The sequence below is a fragment of the Georgenia daeguensis genome, from assembly GCF_039537705.1.
Taxonomy (GTDB): domain Bacteria; phylum Actinomycetota; class Actinomycetes; order Actinomycetales; family Actinomycetaceae; genus Georgenia; species Georgenia daeguensis.
Map to the genome: position 1 here is coordinate 1 of NZ_BAABBA010000013.1, position 15,831 is coordinate 15,831.

18 protein-coding genes are annotated in these 15,831 nt (G+C 74.1%); 10 read left to right on the forward strand and 8 right to left on the reverse strand.

Going from position 1 to position 15,831, the window contains the following annotated elements; all coding sequences use genetic code 11:
• Positions 1-110: 110 nt before the first annotated feature.
• Positions 111-740: a hypothetical protein gene (locus ABD774_RS13185; RefSeq protein ID WP_345041953.1), complete on the forward strand. Its 630-nt coding sequence runs from the start codon at positions 111-113 to the stop codon at positions 738-740.
• 3 nt (positions 741-743) lie between these two features.
• On the opposite strand, the gene ABD774_RS13190 is transcribed toward ABD774_RS13185, so the two are convergent.
• Positions 744-1,841 carry an LOG family protein gene (locus ABD774_RS13190; protein ID WP_345041956.1) on the reverse strand — a complete coding sequence of 366 codons (1,098 nt, stop codon included), beginning with the start codon at positions 1,839-1,841 and terminating at the stop codon, positions 744-746.
• A gap of 369 nt (positions 1,842-2,210) precedes the next feature.
• Between ABD774_RS13190 and ABD774_RS13195 the strand changes: the two genes are divergently transcribed.
• The gene (locus ABD774_RS13195; RefSeq protein ID WP_345041958.1) at positions 2,211-2,414 is read left to right on the forward strand and encodes a hypothetical protein; all 204 of its coding nucleotides are present in this window, start codon (positions 2,211-2,213) and stop codon (positions 2,412-2,414) included.
• Positions 2,411-5,287 carry a helix-turn-helix transcriptional regulator gene (locus ABD774_RS13200; protein ID WP_345041960.1) on the forward strand — a complete coding sequence of 959 codons (2,877 nt, stop codon included), beginning with the start codon at positions 2,411-2,413 and terminating at the stop codon, positions 5,285-5,287. Before ABD774_RS13195 ends, ABD774_RS13200 begins: the two co-directional genes overlap by 4 nt.
• 7 nt (positions 5,288-5,294) lie before the next feature.
• Here ABD774_RS13200 and ABD774_RS13205 read toward each other — a convergent pair whose 3' ends face one another.
• Positions 5,295-5,864: a dihydrofolate reductase family protein gene (locus ABD774_RS13205; protein ID WP_345041963.1), complete on the reverse strand. Its 570-nt coding sequence runs from the start codon at positions 5,862-5,864 to the stop codon at positions 5,295-5,297.
• 381 nt (positions 5,865-6,245) lie between these two features.
• On the opposite strand from ABD774_RS13205, the gene ABD774_RS13210 reads away from it, so the two are divergent.
• From ABD774_RS13210 to ABD774_RS13225, 4 genes are all read left to right on the forward strand, one after another.
• A complete protein-coding gene (locus tag ABD774_RS13210) occupies positions 6,246-6,947 on the forward strand; it encodes a slipin family protein (protein WP_345041965.1) in 702 nt (233 codons plus the stop codon).
• A gap of 180 nt (positions 6,948-7,127) precedes the next feature.
• The gene (locus ABD774_RS13215) at positions 7,128-7,877 is read left to right on the forward strand and encodes a DUF998 domain-containing protein (protein ID WP_345041967.1); all 750 of its coding nucleotides are present in this window, start codon (positions 7,128-7,130) and stop codon (positions 7,875-7,877) included.
• Positions 7,878-7,886: 9 nt separating this feature from the next.
• On the forward strand, positions 7,887-8,591 hold the full coding sequence (locus ABD774_RS13220) for a hypothetical protein (protein ID WP_345041970.1): 705 nt from the start codon (positions 7,887-7,889) through the stop codon (positions 8,589-8,591).
• A 4-nt stretch (positions 8,592-8,595) separates the two neighbouring features.
• Complete coding sequence (locus ABD774_RS13225) at positions 8,596-9,072, forward strand: hypothetical protein (RefSeq protein ID WP_345041972.1); 477 nt, start codon at positions 8,596-8,598, stop codon at positions 9,070-9,072.
• A 63-nt stretch (positions 9,073-9,135) separates the two neighbouring features.
• Here ABD774_RS13225 and ABD774_RS13230 read toward each other — a convergent pair whose 3' ends face one another.
• The gene (locus ABD774_RS13230) at positions 9,136-9,552 is read right to left on the reverse strand and encodes a ChaB family protein (RefSeq protein WP_345042247.1); all 417 of its coding nucleotides are present in this window, start codon (positions 9,550-9,552) and stop codon (positions 9,136-9,138) included.
• A 282-nt stretch (positions 9,553-9,834) separates the two neighbouring features.
• On the opposite strand from ABD774_RS13230, the gene ABD774_RS13235 reads away from it, so the two are divergent.
• The gene (locus ABD774_RS13235; RefSeq protein WP_345041975.1) at positions 9,835-10,335 is read left to right on the forward strand and encodes a DUF1918 domain-containing protein; all 501 of its coding nucleotides are present in this window, start codon (positions 9,835-9,837) and stop codon (positions 10,333-10,335) included.
• A 226-nt stretch (positions 10,336-10,561) separates the two neighbouring features.
• On the opposite strand, the gene ABD774_RS13240 is transcribed toward ABD774_RS13235, so the two are convergent.
• A complete protein-coding gene (locus tag ABD774_RS13240) occupies positions 10,562-11,044 on the reverse strand; it encodes an SRPBCC family protein (RefSeq protein ID WP_345042249.1) in 483 nt (160 codons plus the stop codon).
• A 45-nt stretch (positions 11,045-11,089) separates the two neighbouring features.
• The gene (locus ABD774_RS13245) at positions 11,090-11,422 is read right to left on the reverse strand and encodes an ArsR/SmtB family transcription factor (RefSeq protein WP_345041977.1); all 333 of its coding nucleotides are present in this window, start codon (positions 11,420-11,422) and stop codon (positions 11,090-11,092) included.
• A 348-nt stretch (positions 11,423-11,770) separates the two neighbouring features.
• Between ABD774_RS13245 and ABD774_RS13250 the strand changes: the two genes are divergently transcribed.
• Complete coding sequence (locus tag ABD774_RS13250) at positions 11,771-12,292, forward strand: CarD family transcriptional regulator (RefSeq protein WP_345041980.1); 522 nt, start codon at positions 11,771-11,773, stop codon at positions 12,290-12,292.
• 45 nt (positions 12,293-12,337) lie between these two features.
• Here ABD774_RS13250 and ABD774_RS13255 read toward each other — a convergent pair whose 3' ends face one another.
• The 3 genes from ABD774_RS13255 to ABD774_RS13265 all read right to left on the reverse strand — a co-directional run bounded on the left by ABD774_RS13255 (position 12,338) and on the right by ABD774_RS13265 (position 15,358).
• The gene (locus ABD774_RS13255) at positions 12,338-13,141 is read right to left on the reverse strand and encodes an ABC transporter permease (RefSeq protein WP_345042251.1); all 804 of its coding nucleotides are present in this window, start codon (positions 13,139-13,141) and stop codon (positions 12,338-12,340) included.
• A gap of 145 nt (positions 13,142-13,286) precedes the next feature.
• On the reverse strand, positions 13,287-14,282 hold the full coding sequence (locus tag ABD774_RS13260) for an ABC transporter ATP-binding protein (protein ID WP_345041982.1): 996 nt from the start codon (positions 14,280-14,282) through the stop codon (positions 13,287-13,289).
• Complete coding sequence (locus ABD774_RS13265) at positions 14,279-15,358, reverse strand: LolA family protein (RefSeq protein ID WP_345041985.1); 1,080 nt, start codon at positions 15,356-15,358, stop codon at positions 14,279-14,281. The genes ABD774_RS13260 and ABD774_RS13265 overlap by 4 nt, the downstream gene beginning before the upstream one ends.
• Here ABD774_RS13265 and ABD774_RS13270 point away from each other — a divergent pair.
• Positions 15,357-15,794, forward strand: coding sequence for a TfoX/Sxy family protein (locus ABD774_RS13270; protein WP_345041988.1), 438 nt, complete (start codon positions 15,357-15,359; stop codon positions 15,792-15,794). The genes ABD774_RS13265 and ABD774_RS13270 overlap by 2 nt on opposite strands.
• The last annotated feature ends 37 nt before the right edge of the window (positions 15,795-15,831 follow it).

Sequence of the window (15,831 nt, forward strand, 5' to 3'; positions counted from 1 at the left end):
CCGGCGCCCGCCCGAGGACGGCATCAACGGCTCGATCAACTCCCACTGGGCATCCGTCAGCACGGCAGTACGCGACACCCCCGCAGCGTTTCAGCCCAAGGGCTCGACTATTGGGAGACACGCCCTACGCCACCATGGCCGTCCACGCCGCATTCGGCCCGTTGTTCGTCGTCTACGTCGGGCTCTTCGGCGCCAGCCTGTACGCGTTCGTCCTCGCTCTCGCCGCCGCTTGGCGGCTGCCGGTACGGGCGCGGGCCGGGCGGGCCCTGCCGCGGCGAGGTGCCGGCACGCTGCTGCTCCTCAGCGGACTCGCCATGCCGGTCATCTGGCTCGGCCCGGTCGTCGGAGCCCAGCTCGCCGGCGGGGTCCCGGACCGGCTCGAGACCTACACGACGGCCGTGACGGAGGCGATCGACACCGCGGTGATCGCTCCCGCGGTCCTGCTCGCGGCGGCCTGGATCTGGCACCGCAGGTCGCGCGGGTACGTGCTGGCGGTGCCGCTGCTGGCGCTGGAGACGATGCTCGCGCCCATGCTTGCCGCACAGATGCTCAGCCAGCTCTCCGCCGGCGTCCGACTGACGCCCGCCGAGATCGCCGGACCGCTCGGCGCCTTCGTCGTGCTGTCGCTCGCGGCCGGCTGGGTTCTCGCCCGGCTGCTGGCCGCGGTCGCCGTCCCCGGGCACCGGTCCCGCGCCGCCGCCCGGGCCCGCGTGACGGAGGCCGTGAGCAGAGAGACCTGACGCTCAGCCGGCCGAGGCCAGCAGTGCCGGGACCTCGGAGACGTCGTCGACGAGGTGGACGTGGCCGGCCATGTGGCGCTCGCGCGCGAGGGACTCCAGCAGCGGCCACACCGGCAGCGTCCGCGTCCAGTGCTCCCGGCCCACCAGCACCATGGGGGCGACCGAGGAGGCGTCGGCGTAGTAGTTCTCGCAGGCGTCCTGGAACACCTCCTGCACGGTGCCCGCCGCGCCGGGCAGGAACACGATCCCCGCCGAGGCGGCGTGCAGCAGCACGGCCTCGCGGATCGCGTTGCGGAAGTACTTCGCGATCGCCGTCGCGAAGGCGTTGGGCGGCTCGTGCCCGTAGTGCCAGGTGGGGATGCCCAGAGAGTGCGCGCCGCCCGGCCAGCGCTCGCGGACCTCGAGCGCCGCGCTCGCCCAGGCCTGGACGGACGGGACGAACGACGGCGCGGCCGCCAGCAGGTCCAGGGCCTCGTCGAGCACGGCGGGAGGCTGGCGCGCGAGGTAGGCGCCGAGGTTCGCCGCCTCCATGGCGCCGGGCCCGCCGCCCGTGGCGACCAGCAGCCCGGCCCGGGTCAGCTCCCCGGCGAGCCTGGCGGCGTCGGCGTAGGGGGCGCTGCCGCGGGTGACCGCGTGCCCGCCCATGACGCCGACCAGCCGGCGGTCCTTGACGAGCTCGAGCAGGGCGTCGTCTATCGCGTGGTCGTGCAGGGCCTGGGTGAGCGACCTGTCCAGGCTGGGTTCCTGCCGGGACCAGGCGTAGACGCGGGCGTCGAGGGTCTCCTCGTAGGAGGTGTCCAGCCCGGCGTAGAGCTCCTCGGCGGTGTAGAGCGAGGCGCGGTAGGCGTCGAACGGGATGCCGGGCACGATCGGGAAGACCAGGGCCCCGCGGGCGCGCAGGCTCTGCTCGTCGGCCGGCTCGAGCTCGCAGCCGAGGAAGAGCGCACCGGCCGCGTCCAGTCCCCGCAGCGCCAGACCGCGCTCGCGCAGGTCCAGCCCCTGCAGGTGCCAGCCGGACAGGCTTCGCGCGCCCGCCGCCACCCGTGCGTCGAACTCCTCGAGGCTCTCGACCTCGACCGTGCTTCCGCGCCGCTCCTTCACCCGGCCGAAACTACCGGCGCGGGGCGCCGACGGCCCACCGCCGGTTCCGCCGACGGCCACCGCCCGGTTCCGCCGACGGCCCACCGCCGGTTCCGCCGACGGCCCACCGCCGACTCCGCCGACGCTCTACCGCCGGCTCCGCCGACGGCCACCGCCGGCTCCGCCGACGGCCCACCGGCTCTGCCGGATTCTGGTGGTTGTTCCTTCGTCCGGTGCCTGTCGCAGCAGGCACCGGACGATGGAACGGACACCAGAAATGCATGGCCGGGCGGGCCTGAGGTAGCTCAGGTACCTCAGACGGAGGAACTGAGGCGCAGAACTGGGCACCTGCCCGATGTCCCGCGGCGGGCGCCGGAGCAGGCTCGGGGCATGAGCATCCACGACGCCGGCACCCACCTGTTCCTCCACGCCGCCCGCGAGCAGGAGCTCGCGCAGCGGGCCGCCGAGGCCCGGCTCCGCGAGTCGCTGGGCGCGCGCGCCCGCAGCCGTCGCGGTGACCGGTCCCGGGTGGCCCGGGCGTACCGCTGGGCCACAATTGCCTCGACCCGACGGGGGGCCCGCGTGGCACGATGAGCGCCGTGACCTCCGTGCCGCCCCTCGTCGTCGGCCGGGCCGGCCCGCTCGACCAGCTCCGCTCCACCTGGGAGGCCGCCCGCGAGGAGGGTGCCCGCACCGTCCTCGTCGCCGGCGAGGCCGGCATGGGCAAGACCACGCTGGTCACCCGGTTCGCTGAGCTGCTCGCGGACGAGGCCGACGTGGTCTCCGGGCAGTGCGTCGCCTTCGCCGGCGACGGGATGCCGTACGCCGCCGTCGTCCAGATCCTGCGGACGCTGGTGGACCGGCACGGTCAGGAGACCGTGCTGGAGTGGGCGGGGGCGGGATGGGCCTCGCTCGGCGCGGTCCTGCCCGGTCTGGCGGCCTCGAGCTCCGGGTCGGACATGGAGCGGCTGCGCCTCTACGAGGCCGTCGCGCGCGTCCTCGAGGGCGCCGCCCGGCAGCGGCCGCTCCTCGTCGTCGTGGAGGACCTGCACTGGGGCGACCCCTCCACGTGGCACCTGCTGCGCTTCCTCGCCGCCGCGCTCGGCGACGCGCCCCTGCTGGTGCTGGCCACGTACCGGGACGACGAGCTGCCGGGCCGTCACCCGCTGCGGCCCGTGCTGGCGGAGCTGCTGCGCCAGCGCGGCACCACGAGGCTCGACCTCGGCCCGCTGGACGCCGACGCCGTCGCTGACCTCGTCACGGCGCTCGCCCCGGGCATGTCCCCGGCGACCACCGCCACCATCGTCCGGCGCAGCGAGGGGGTGCCGTACTTCGTCGACGAGCTGGCCCGCGCGGCCGCGGAGGGCGTCAGCATGCCCGGCACGCTGCGCGACGCCCTCCTGGCCCGGGTGCGTTCCGTCGGGGAGGAGACGCACCAGGTGCTGCGGGCCGCCTCCGCCGCCGGCCTGCAGGTCGAGCACGAGCTCCTCGCCGAGGTCGCGGACCTTCCCGCCCCGCGACTCGACGCCGCGCTGCGGGAGGCGGTGGACGCCGTCGTCCTCGTGCCCGCCGGCACCGGGTACCGCTTCCGCCACGCCCTGCTGTCCCAGGTGGTCCACGACGACCTCCTGCCCGGCGAGCACGCCCGGCTGCACAGCCGCTTCGCCGACGTCCTCGCCCGCCGCCCGGACCTCTCGGTCGCCAACAGCCATGACCTCATCCACCACCTGTTCGCCGCCCACCGGCAGGACGAGGGCTTCCGTGCCGCCCTCGCCCGAGCGTCCGAGCGCACACCCGCCCACCACGAGGCGCTCGCCCTGTACGAGCAGGCTCTCGAGGTGTGGGACCGCGTCACCGAGCCCGAGGGGGTCGCCGGTCCGCGCGACCACGTGCTGCAGGAGGCCGCCGGCGCCGCCGTCCGCGCGGGCGAGCCCGAGCGGGCGCTCGCCCTGGTGGAGGCCTCGCTGCGCGAGGCCCCGCCGGACCTAGACCGCGAGGTGCGGGCGCAGCGCCTCGCGCTGAAGGCTCGTGCGATGGGGAACCTCATGCGGGCGGGCACCGTGGAGGTGCTGCGGGAGGCGGTCGCCCTCACGTCGCCCGAACGCCCCACCGCCGTCCGGGCGATGGTGCTGGAGCTGCTGAGCACGCACCTGATCCTCGGCGGGCGGCACGAGGAGGGGCTCGCCGTCGCCGACCAGGCGCTGGCGGCGGCCGACGCGGTCGGCGAGGCTGCCTACCGGGGCAGCGCGCGCAACTCGCGGGCCATGGCGCTGTGCGCGATGGGGCAGGAGGAGCGTGGCATGGCGGAGATGGAGGCGGCTCGCGCCGACTCCGAGACGCGGCCCCGCACGACGGTGCGGTACTGGATCAACTGGTCCAACCAGCTCAACCTCGCCGGCCGCTTCGAGGAGGCGCGCGACGCCGCGCTCGCGGGGATGGAGCGGACCCGGGCCGAGGGTCTGGAACGCTCCGGCGGCATCATGCTCATCGGCAACGCCGCCGAGCCGATGATTGCGCTGGGTCAGCTCGACGAGGCCGAACGGATGGTCCGCCGGGCGCTGGAGCAGGCGCCCCCGCCGAACTACGTGCTGCACCTGCGCATCCTCACCGCGTGCATCGCGATGTGGCGCGACCGCACGGACGAGGTCGAGCAGGTCCTCGCCGACTACCCCGACGTCCTGGACGGCCGGGGGCAGGCGCAGTTCGTCCACGACCTCACGCTCCTCGACGCCTGGCGCCGGCTCCTCGGGCCCGAGCCGGACCCGGCGGGTGCGTGGCGCCGTGTCCAGCGGGTCCTCGCCGCGCCGGCGGGGGCGGCGCCCGCGCGGCTGTGGCAGCTCGCCTTCCTGGCGGCGGCGGCGCTGCGCGCCCGGGCGCAGGGCGGCGGCGCGCGTCTCGGCCAGGACGATCCGGACGTCGCCCTGCTGCGGGCCCAGCTCGCCCGGATGCCCGACTGCCGGGTGCGGGCGACCTGGGAGCCGCTCGTCGCCGCCGAGCTTGCCGACGACGTCGAGACGTGGCGCGCGGCCCTCGCCGACCCGGGCGTGGCCGCCGGGCAGGTGGTGATGCGCCCCTACGCCGGCATCGGGCTCGGGCGGGCGCTGGTCGCCGCCGGCGAGCGCTCGGCCGCGGAGCCGGTGCTGCTCGAGGCCCGGGACCGCGCGGAGCGGCTCGGTGCTCGGGTCCTCGTCCGGGCGGCCGACGACGTGCGCCGACGGGCGGGGATCGCCGGGCCGCGACGGCGCACCACGGACCCTGCCGAGCTGACCGACCGGGAGCGTGAGGTGCTCGCCCTGGTGGCCGAGGGGCGCACCAACGGCGAGATCGCGGCCGCCCTGTTCATCAGCACAAAGACGGCGAGCGTCCACGTCTCGAACATCCTCGCCAAGCTCGGGGTGAGCGGCCGCGGGGAGGCCGCGGCCCTGGCGCACACACGGCCCGCGTTGCTGGGTGCGACCGGCGCCTGAAGGTCGGTCAGGTGCTCGCTCCCGGCATCGTCCGGTAGGTCAGCAGCACGTTTCCGTTGCGGAACTCGCGGACGCCGGTGCGGTGCAGGCCAACCGGTCCTGCCGCTCCGGCGAAGACGGGCCGCCCGGCTCCCAGAACCACGGGGTTGACGATCACCCTCAGCTCGTCGATCACCCCCGTCGGGAGCAGCTCGCCCACCAGCGTCGAGCTGCCGAAGATCGCGATGTCCTTGCCCTGCTCGGCCTTCACCGCGGCGAGGTGAGCCGCGACGTCGTCGGCGACGAACGTCGTGGGCCCCCACGGGTGGGACGTCAGGGTGCGGGAGGCGACGATCTTGGGCAGGTCGTTCATGAAGCCCGCCACCACGGGATCCTCCCGGTACGCCTGCTCGGTCGGCCAGTACGCGGCCATCATCTCGAAGGTGCGGCGGCCCATCACGATGGTGTCGATGACGTCGCCCTGGTCCTGGGAGTACCGCTCGAACTCGTCGTCGGTGCGGAACCAGTCGAGCTCGTCGCCCGGCCCGGCGTGGTAGCCGTCGAGGCTCGTGAGCAGAAAGGCGTACATCTGGCGCATCGTCGCGCTCCTCTCGTCCGCCGACCACGCTACGCGGAGGTGTCGAGGTCGGACGAGCGATATTCCGTGGCCCCGCCGGTCCCCGTGGTGCCACCATCGCCTTCCCGGTGAGCGAGCAGCCGGCCCGGCGTGCCGGGTCCCGGTCCTGCGCGTGTGCCCACCGGGGTCGTCTGCCTGCGGGGCAGATCTGGCACGGTGCTGTCAACACCTGGGGTTCAACTCCCCGAAGGGCGCCGCCTGCCGGGTTCCGTGGTCGGTACGCCAGCGGTCCTCGGCTGCCCGCACGGAGCTGGGGTCCCCGCGTCCGCCCGCGCCGGCCGGCGGCGTTCGCCGTGCCCGGTCCCGTGCCGCGGCATCCGTGCACGACCCGGTTGAAGAAGCATGACCGAGCTGGAGAAGGAGGGGAAGGACATGTCGCTGTTCACCATCACGGTGCCCGCGCGTCACTGCGCGCTTCGGTACCGCCACGGCCGTCTCGACGTCGTGCTCGGGAGCGGCCGGCACCCGCGCGCCTGGCGCGCACGCCACGTCCTGGTCGACCTCCGTGACCAGCTCCTCGCCCTGGCGCCGCAGGAGGTGCCCACCGCGGACGGCGTGACGGTCAAGGTGGGCGCCGTCGTGCGCTGGTCGGTGGCCGACGCCGTGACGTTCGTCGAGCACGCCGCCGACCCCGTCGGGCACACGTACCTCGCCGCCCAGGTGGCGCTGCGTGAGGTGCTCGGCGGGCTCGGCGTCGAGGAGATCGTCCGTCGTCGCACGGTCCTGCCCGGCGCCGACGTGACGGCGGCCACCGACGCCGTCGCACGCGCCGTGGGTATCGCGGTCGCGGAGGTCGTCGTCAAGGACGTCATCCTGCCCACCGAGCTGCGGGCCGCGGCGGCGGAGCTGGCGACGGCCCGCCAGCGGGGGCAGGCCGTCCTGGAGCAGGCGCGCGCGGAGACGGCGGCCCTGCGCTCGCTGGCGAACGGCGCCAAGCTGCTCGACGCGCACCCCGCGCTCGCCCAGCTGCGCCTCGTGCAGTCCGCGCCGCCCGGCACGCAGGTGGTCCTGCGGGTCGGGGGCGCCGACGACGCGAGTCGCTGACCGCCCCGCCGGCGCCTGCGATCGCCCGGCCGGTCCCTGCGAGACGTCGGCCGGGCACATCGGCCGGCAGAAGGTGGGCGGGGCGCACGCCCTGTCCCGCACGGGACCTTGAGCTCTTGTCCGGGCTCGCACCCGGACGGACGCTGAGCTCGAAGGTCCCGTGCGGGAGGTGTGTCGCTGATGAGTGCACACGTGGGTGGAGCGGTCGTCCGGCGCGCCGGACGCGGGCCGGGCGTCCGAGTCTCGCTGCTCCTTGCCGGTGTTGCAGCGGTGGTCGTCTACGCCCTGGGTGACCTAATCTCCGGGGGGCTGCTCTACGACGGGTACAGCTTCAGGGACCAGGCGATCAGCGAGCTGTCCGCCTACGGCTCCCCGGTGCGTGCGGTGGCCGTGACCTGGATCGCCCTGCACAACCTGCTCGGGATCGCGTTCGGCGTCGGCATCTGGCGGTCAGCGGGCGCGAGCCGGGCGCTTCGCTGGACGGCCGCGCTGCTGATCGCCGCCGCCGTGGTGACCGCGCCGCTGCACCCGTTCTTCCCGATGAGCCCGCGCGGGGCGGAGGGCGGCCTCAACGACACGATGCACCTCGTCCTGACGATGGCGTTCGGTGTGTGCGTTCTGGGGGCGGTGACGGCCTCGGCCGTGGCGCTCCGCGGGTGGTTCCGGCTCTACGCGATCGTTTCCGTGGTCGTCATCGTCGTGTTCGGTGCCCTGACGGGTCCGCTGATGAGCGGCCTCGCGACCGGCCTGCCCACGCCGTGGCTCGGAGGGTTCGAGCGCGTCAACGCCTACGCCACCTTCGCCTGGATGGTGGCGCTCGCCGTCGTCCTGGCGCGCCGTCCCGACCTCTCCCGAGGCGTGCCGACGCCTGAGGAACTCTCGGCCGATGGCGTGCGAGAACACCTTCCGGCGGCCCGCACGCACCGATAGTGTCCGGCCATGACGCAACTTCCTCCGGGTGCGCGGACCGCCCCGGGGGACACCCTCGCGTCGGCCGAACCGCTCGTGCCGCAGTCCGGCCGCCCGGCGCTGGTGCTGCGGGTCCTTCTCGCAGTCGGGCTCGTCGTCGGCCTCGCCCAGATGCTGACGGAGCCGGTCGAGCGCCCTCTGAACGACCTCCTCGACGGGCTGCGGTCGGGGGACGTGGAGACCGTGACGATCGCGCGACCCGAGCCGGGTGCGGAGGCGTTCGGCACCTGGGAGGTGCGGTGGACCGGTGACGGTCTGCCGGGCCGCGCCAGCTACGAGATCTCCGACGGCGGCCGGGCGCCGGTCGACGACGGCCAGCTGATCCTCGACGCCGCGGAGCAGTCGCCCGCGCCCGTCGACGTGACCATCCGCTACAACTTCCTCGAGTCAGGTACCACCTGGTACCTCGGCGGGTTCGCGGGGGTCGCCGCCCTCGTGTGGTTGGTCCTTGGGCCGCAGCCTCGCCTGGCCACGAAGTGGGCCTGGTTCTGGCTCGCCGGTGGTGTGCCTCTGCTCTGGCTGGCGTTCGTCGTGCTCGAACCCGTGCCGCTCTGGCGCCGGACGACGGCAGCCGCCCGGAGGCGCCTCACCGGCGGCTGGGCGTTCCTGCTCAGCATCACCGCGGTGCCCTTCGTCGGCTCGGTGCTCATGTCCTGGTTCGGATGGACGCTCTGACGCGGTGGGAACGGACACCTGGCTGGTACGCGCGGGGCTGAGCCTCGCGGTCCTGACCGCCGCGGCCGGCTGCGCGGTCGGCGACGACGCCCTGAGCGGGACCGTGGCCGTGGTCCAGGATGTGGCGGGCTTTCGCGACACACCGGTGACCGAGGGGTTCGTCGCCGCGGTCCCGGGTGACGCCGTTGACGAGGTGTTCGCATCGGCGCCGCGGGAGCAGATGGCGGAGACCCACCTGGGGTACCTCGCCACGGAGCTGCCGCCGGCGCACGTGCTTGCCGCGGGCGGCGCGGTGGCGGAGATCCGCCGCGGGCGGTTCCAGCTCGAGGTCGCAGCCGGGGAGTACCTGGTGTGCGTGGTGGGAGCTTCTGGCAGCGGGTCCGAGCGCACCCGTGGCTGCCACCGTGTGGACCTGCCGGCATCCGGCGTCCTGGCGGTCACGTTCGGTGAGGCGCCGGTGCACGTCGCGGTCGAGGAATGAGCCGCAACCGGTACCCGCCGTCGGAGCCTGCGTTCGCGGGCGCCGACCCGCGCGCGTCCTGAGTCAGCGGTTCCGGCGCGTCTCGCGTTCGTTCGCCTTCTGGATGGCCTCGACCAGCTCGTCCTTGCTCATCGTGGACCGTCCCGGGACGTCGAGCCGCTTGGCGACGTCGTACAGGTGCGCCTTCGAGGCGTTCGCGTCGACACCGCCCGCCGTCTGCCCCGGCGAGCCGCGGGTGCCTTCGGCCTTCTTGTCAGAGGGGCCCTTCTCGTCCTTGGCCTCCCAGTGGTCGCCTACCTTCTCGTAGGAGTGCTTGAGCGCGGCGAACGCGGTCCGGTTGGCGCGCTCGCCCTCGCCGTAGGACTCGGCGGCCGAGTCGTGCGCCTTGGCGAACGTGCGCTGCGCCTTCGCCGGGGACTTCTTCAGCGTGCTGGGCAGCTCGCTCTGCTTCGCCGAGCCGTCCTTGTTCGTCTTGGGCATCGTGACCTCCACAGGGTGGTGCGGGACCAGGGCCTCGACAGCCAGGTTGGACCCGGGCAGCGGTGTGCGCATCTGGAACGTGGAGGGCGCACTGCGCCGGCTACCGCACCGCGAGCAGCGTCCGGCCGAACCGAGCAGTCTCCGGTCGAAACCTCGCGATAGGGCCGAGTCGGGGTGGAGCGAGGCTGGGCTCAAGCGGAGTCGGGCCGAACGGCCCCTTCCGCTCGGCCGTCGTCCGGGGGACAGTGGTGTCACGGGTAGGCACGCACGAAGGAGCGCGTCATGAGGGCTCGACGAGGAGACCACATCGTCCTGGCGGGGGAGCAGGTCGGCCATCCCGTCCGTGACGGGGAGATCATCGAGGTGCGCGGCGCGAACGGAGCGCCGCCGTACGTCGTGAGATGGAGCGACGGGCACGAGGCAACGTTCTTCCCTGGGCCGGGTGCCGTGGTCCAGCCGGGCGGCGAGGCCGAGGAGGGGACGGGCGCCCCCGCGGCGGCGGCGACCTCCCCGGCGGTGCACGAGTGGCAGATCCGCGTCTCCGTCCTCGAGCAGGACGACGACACGACGGCGCAGGCCGTGCTCCTCAGCGGACCGGCGGAGCGCACCGACGCGAGCGGGACGGCGCACCGCAGCGCCAAGGACCCGGCGTCGCCGCGCATCGGCGACGAGATCGCGGTCGCCCGGGCGCTGCGGCATCTCTCCGACCGGCTGCTCGAGCGCGCCCGGCACGACGTCGAGGACGCGACGGGCGAGCACGACGTCGACATCCGGTCGAGCTGAGCAGCACCTCGCCCGCCCGCGTCGACGGCGACGGTGCGACTCCCTGCAGGGTCCGTCGCCGTCGCGACCGCCTGCGCTACGCCGGTCGCCGGTGAAGTACCACGCGAAGAGCGGACCGAGGTCGTCGTTCGACGACGGCGTCCGGCGTCGCCCGGGCACGCCCCGGCCGGGCGGCGGTGAGGTTACCCACCGGGCCCGCCCGGTCGGTGTGGGCGCGGCCCGGCGGTCAGGACCTTCCCTCCGCGAGCAGCTCGTCGAGCCGCTCGTAGCCCTCGCTCATGCCCTGCTCCATGCCGGAGGACGCCATGCCGTCCCGCGCCTCCATGCTCGGGTAGACCGAGTGTCCGGAGATCTTGCACCGTCCGCCGCCGAGATCGGTGAACGTCATGAACTCGATGCTGACGACGTCGGGGTAGCCGCCGAACTCGAAGGTCTGGATGGCGAACTCGTTCTCCCGGACGGTGTGGAAGACGCCGGAGAAGGAGTACGGCACTCCTTCCGGGCCGGTGTGGAGGTAGCGGTAGGTGCCGCCGCTCCGGAAGTCGTAGTGCTCGACCTCCATCGTGTAGCCGCGCGGGCCGAGCCACCGGACGATGAGGTCCGGTTCTGCGTGAGCACGGAAGACCTCCGCGACGGGGAAGTCGAACTCGCGCTCGTAGTCGATGAAGGGAAGCCCCTCGGGAAGGGTGAGGTGCAGGGCGTTGCCCAGTGCCTTGTTCACGGCTGACTCCTGTGATGTCGGGTGCTGCCTGGGTTAGGTGCTGCGGCGTTCCTCCAGCACGGCGTCGAGGCTGCGGAACTGGGCCTCCTTGACCAACCGGTAGCGGTCGATCCAGGCGGTCAGGGTCTCGAGCCGGGCGGGGTTGAGGTGCACGGGACGGCGCTGGGCGTCACGGCTGCGCGTGACAAGGCCGGCGTGCTCGAGCACCTGGACGTGCCTCGAGATCGCCTGCTTGGTGATCTCGAAGGGCTCGGCGAGCTCGTTGACGGTGGCAGGCCCCCGGCTGAGCCGGGCGACGATGCGACGGCGCACGGGGTCGGCCAGGGCCATGAAGGCCCGGTCGAGGGACGCGTCGTCGTCAGCCATGGTTGTCAACGTCCTTGTTGTTCAACTGATCTGTTGATTAAGGGTGCGCCCAGAGGTCGGTTCTGTCAAGAGGGTCAGCCGCTGCGGCACGGTCACCGAGCTCAACCCGGCGGTGTGACGGACCTCATACCCAGGACATGGCGACTGCATCTGGGAAAATGGAGGTGCCGGCTCGCGGGGGTCGGGCGTTCCCATCCCTGGGGCCGTCTGCTCCCGCGCTCCCACCATGCGCCCGGTGGCTCGATCCCTTGTCGGGGCACGAGGTGGTGGGACGGTCACGTGCCCGGGAGACGGTAGCCCGGCTCGGGACCGGGTGCGGCGACAGCGCACACACGAAGGTCGTAGAGCATGCACTTCTCCGAAGGCCAGATCGTCGTCCACCCTCACCACGGACCGTGCACGGTCGCGGGCCTGACCACACGGTCGGTCAGGGGCGTCGAGACCCGCTACATCGACCTCGCGGTGCACTCCAGGGAGATGAACATCTGCGTCCCCCTCGCCAACGCCGAGGAGGTCGGGCTGCGCCAGGTGCTCGACGCGAGCGGCCTGGAGAAGCTGCTCGGCGTCCTTCGCGCGCCCACCGGGCACGAGGAGACCGGCTGGTCCCGCCGCTTCAAGGACAACGTGGACCAGCTGCGTACCGGCGACCTCCTCCTGACCGCCAAGGTCGTCCGCGACCTCACCCGCCGCCAGGCGGAGAAGGGCGTGTCCTGGGGCGAGAAGGACCTGCTCAAGCACGCCCGGCAGCCGGTCGTCACCGAGCTCGCGCTGGCGCTCCACCTCACGGAGGAGGAGGCCGAGGGGGCGCTCGAGGAGGCGATCCTGCACGGAGTCACGCCGCGACCGCGGGCCGTGGCCGCGGCGAGCTGACGCTCACCCAGGGACGTGCTCTCCCGTCGCGCAGCGTGCTGCGGCTCAGGAGAGCACGTCCTTGGTGGCGAACCGGCCGTAGGCCAGCGCCCCGAACATCGCCAGATACCCCGCCTGCAGCAGGGCGTTGTCCGCGAACGAGGTCCACACCACCGGCTCGCGCAGCAGGTCGGCGAACCCCAGCCAGTGGTTCGTGAACAGCCACGGGTGCAGCCACGCAAGCTGGTCGAGGGAGCCGAGCACCTGCGCCACGATGCTGAGGACCGCCGTCGTCGCCATCGCGCCGACGGGCACGTCGGTGAGCGTCGAGACGAACAGCCCGAGCGCGGAGAGGCCGAGCAGGGAGACGCTCACGTAGCCGGCGACCAGCAGGGACCGCACCACGGACTCCCCGACGCCGATCGTGTCGCCGGAGAGCAGCGGCACCGGCCCGACGGGGAAGAGCGCGGCGCCTATGGCCGCACCGGTCACGACCACGATCAGCGTCGCCGCGACGCAGAAGGCCGCCGCGCCCGCATACTTCACCAGCAGCAGCCGCAGCCGGCCGGCCGGGGCGACGAGGAGGTACCGCAGCGTCCCGTGGCCGGCCTCGCCGGCGATGGTGTCGCCCGCGACGACGGCGACCGTCAGCGGCAGGAACAGCGGCACGGTCACCACCAGCGCGGTGACGGAGACGAACAGCCCGTTCTGGGTGACTCGGTCCAGGAAGGGCGGCCCCTCGCCGGGTCCCGGCGGGCTGGAGGACAGCCGGACGGCGACGGCGATGATCACCGGGATCGCAGCCAGCGCCAGGAGCATCGCCCAGGTGCGGCGCCGGCGGAAGAGCACGGCCAGCTCCGAGCCGAGCAGGCCCCAGCCCGCCGAGGGCCGGGAGGCGGTCGCACCACGGCCGGCGGAGGAGGACGACGCCGCGCCGTCGCCGACGGAGGTCGGCGCGCCGCCGTCGGCGGGGGACCCCTGCGGGACGGCGGCGTGCGTCGTCGGCGGAGCCTGGTCACTGGGCAACGTCGAACCCCTCCCCGGTGAGCGCGACGAACCGGTCCTCGAGACTGGCCTCCTCGACGGCGAACCCGCGCAGCCGCACCTCGGCCCGCACCAGCGCCGCGGCGATCGCCTCGGGCGCGGGGGCGTCGTCGGGCATGAGGGCGACGACGGCGCTCGTCACGCCGTCGTCATCGGACCCGCCGTCGGGTGTCATCCCGAGCCGGAGGAGCTCGCGGCGCGCGGCCGCGGGGTCCGGGGTCAGCACCCGGACGTGGGCGCGGCCGGCGCGGCGCAGCTCCGCGAGGCTGCCGTGCGCGACGAGGCGGCCGACGCTCATCACCGCGGCGTGCGTGCACATCTGCTCGACCTCTGCGAGCAGGTGGCTGGAGACGAAGACCGTGGTGCCGCCCGCGGCGAGCGAGCGCACGAGCGAGCGGACCTCCCGGGTGCCCTGCGGGTCGAGGCCGTTGGTGGGCTCGTCGAGCACCAGCAGCTCGCGCGGGGTGAGCAGCGCGTTGGCGATGCCGAGGCGCTGCTTCATGCCGAGCGAGTACGCGCGCACCTTCTTGTGCGCGGCGTGGCTGAGCCCGACGCGCTCGAGCGCGGCCGCCACGCGAGCGGCCCGGGTGGAGGACGGCGCGTGGCGGTTGGCGGTGTCGAGGCGGTGCAGGTTCGCCTCGCCCGAGAGGTACGGGTAGAACGCCGGCCCCTCGACGAGGGCGCCGACGCGGGGCAGGACGTCCCGGCCGTGGCGCGGCATCTCCCGGCCGAGCACGTGCACCTGACCGGCGGTCGCCGACGCCAGCCCGAGCAGCACCCGGATGGTCGTGGTCTTGCCGGACCCGTTGGGTCCGAGGAACCCGAAGACGGAGCCGAGCGGGACGGCCAGGTCGACGCCGTCGACGGCGTTCTGGCGCCCGAAGCGTTTGGTCAGGCCGTGGGTCTCGACGGCGAGCCCGGCCGCGGGCCCGGGGCCGGCCGGGCCGGCAGGCGCCCCGGCGGTCACGACCCGGCGACGGCCTGGAGCCGTTCGACGGGGACGGACCCGACAAGCACGCGGCCGTCGTCGGTGACCAGGACGTTCACGAGGGCGGTGGAGAGCAGGCGCCCGCCGTCGACGGGCCGGGTCACCTGGGCGAGCATCGGGTCGGCGGCCAGGTCGGCCGCGCCGGCCGGCATGACGACGACGGACTCCCAGGCCTCGCCGACGACCGTCGGCATCGGGCCCGCCGGCGCCGTGGGCGCGGTCGCGTCGGGGTAGGGGGCCCAGTGGCCCTCGGCGTCGGGAAGAGTCTTCTCCTCGACGGTGGCGCCCGCCGGCGGGGTGAAGTCGAACCGGGCGGCGTCGGGCTCGCCGAGCGTGAAGGACGTGTAGGCGAGCTCGAACGCCGGGGCCTCCTGGCCGCGCGCCTCGACGGAGACGCGGAGCGGGAAGCCCGTCTCGCCGTCGACGGCGATCGACACGGACCCGACGAGCGTGCCGCTCGTGCGCGGGGTCATGACAAGCTCGTAGGCGTCCCGGCCGGCCACGGACACGTCGTCGGCGACCGTGAGGTCTGTGCTCGGCCCGGCCGCGTCGACGAACTTCTTCGCCAGCTCCTCCGGGGTCGGCGTGGCGCCGGGCGCTGTGGCGCCGGGGTGACCGGGGTAGGCGGGGTGGTCGGGCAGCGCGAGGTGCACGGCGGAGTTCTCGCGCGAGTCGTAGGCCCACACGTCGTCGCCGTTGCGCACGAGGTCGCGCTCGGAGAAGGAGTCCATGACCTGCAGGCGCGCGGCGTCCTCGCCGCTGACGTAGACGCGGCCGGTGTGGTCGCCGGTGAGCAGCTCGACCGCCGTGGCGATCTCCTCCCCACCCTGACCGCCTGGACCGGCGAGCTCGCCGGGCACCTCGGGCAGGCCGAGGTCGGAGGACTGCGCGAAGGACCCGGAGAACGCCTCCACCGAGTGGCCGGCGAGCATGGCCAGGACGTCCTCGGGCGACTTCTCGGGCAGGTCGGCCGCGCCGGCATGGGACGTCAGCGAGACGGCTGCGACGACGGCGGGGACGGCCGCCGCGGGGAGCCACCGGTACCAGCGGGACATGAGCACACTCTCCCTCGATGCGTACCACGACGGTACGTCGCGCGCGCGGGCGCCGCCATCCTCCCGGAGGATGATGGTCGAGAGGCTGGAGGTCACCGTGCAGATGCCCAGACCCACCGAGGACGACGTGGCGCGCCTCCGCGCCGCCGTCCCCGACGATCCCCGCGTGGAGGTCCGGCCGATGTTCGGCAACCTCGGGGCGTTCGTCGGCGGCCACATGTTCGCCGGGCTGTTCGGCTCCCAGCTGGGGGTGAAGCTGCCCGAGGAGGAGCTGGCTGAGCTGCGCGCGGCCGGCGGCGGAGACTTCGGTCCGCCCGAGCGCCCGATGGGCGGCTGGGTCACGGTGCCCGACGGCGCCGACACGGCCCGGCTGGTCGCCCGCGCCGCCGAGCACGCGGCGACCCTGCCGCCGAAGCAGGCGAGGAAGAAGCGCTGACCGCGGCCGGTGGACGCAGGGAGGCGGCAGTCGCCGG

Coding starts and splice junctions, on each gene's coding strand:
- ABD774_RS13195 (WP_345041958.1), top strand. CDS start 2,211: ATGAGCATCCACGACGCCGGCACCCACCTGTTCCTCCACGCCGCCCGC.
- ABD774_RS13270 (WP_345041988.1), top strand. CDS start 15,357: ATGAGCACACTCTCCCTCGATGCGTACCACGACGGTACGTCGCGCGCG.
- ABD774_RS13250 (WP_345041980.1), top strand. CDS start 11,771: ATGCACTTCTCCGAAGGCCAGATCGTCGTCCACCCTCACCACGGACCG.
- ABD774_RS13220 (WP_345041970.1), top strand. CDS start 7,887: ATGACGCAACTTCCTCCGGGTGCGCGGACCGCCCCGGGGGACACCCTC.
- ABD774_RS13230 (WP_345042247.1), bottom strand. CDS start 9,552: ATGCCCAAGACGAACAAGGACGGCTCGGCGAAGCAGAGCGAGCTGCCC.
- ABD774_RS13235 (WP_345041975.1), top strand. CDS start 9,835: ATGAGGGCTCGACGAGGAGACCACATCGTCCTGGCGGGGGAGCAGGTC.
- ABD774_RS13205 (WP_345041963.1), bottom strand. CDS start 5,864: ATGCGCCAGATGTACGCCTTTCTGCTCACGAGCCTCGACGGCTACCAC.
- ABD774_RS13215 (WP_345041967.1), top strand. CDS start 7,128: ATGAGTGCACACGTGGGTGGAGCGGTCGTCCGGCGCGCCGGACGCGGG.
- ABD774_RS13200 (WP_345041960.1), top strand. CDS start 2,411: ATGAGCGCCGTGACCTCCGTGCCGCCCCTCGTCGTCGGCCGGGCCGGC.
- ABD774_RS13210 (WP_345041965.1), top strand. CDS start 6,246: ATGACCGAGCTGGAGAAGGAGGGGAAGGACATGTCGCTGTTCACCATC.
- ABD774_RS13245 (WP_345041977.1), bottom strand. CDS start 11,422: ATGGCTGACGACGACGCGTCCCTCGACCGGGCCTTCATGGCCCTGGCC.
- ABD774_RS13265 (WP_345041985.1), bottom strand. CDS start 15,358: ATGTCCCGCTGGTACCGGTGGCTCCCCGCGGCGGCCGTCCCCGCCGTC.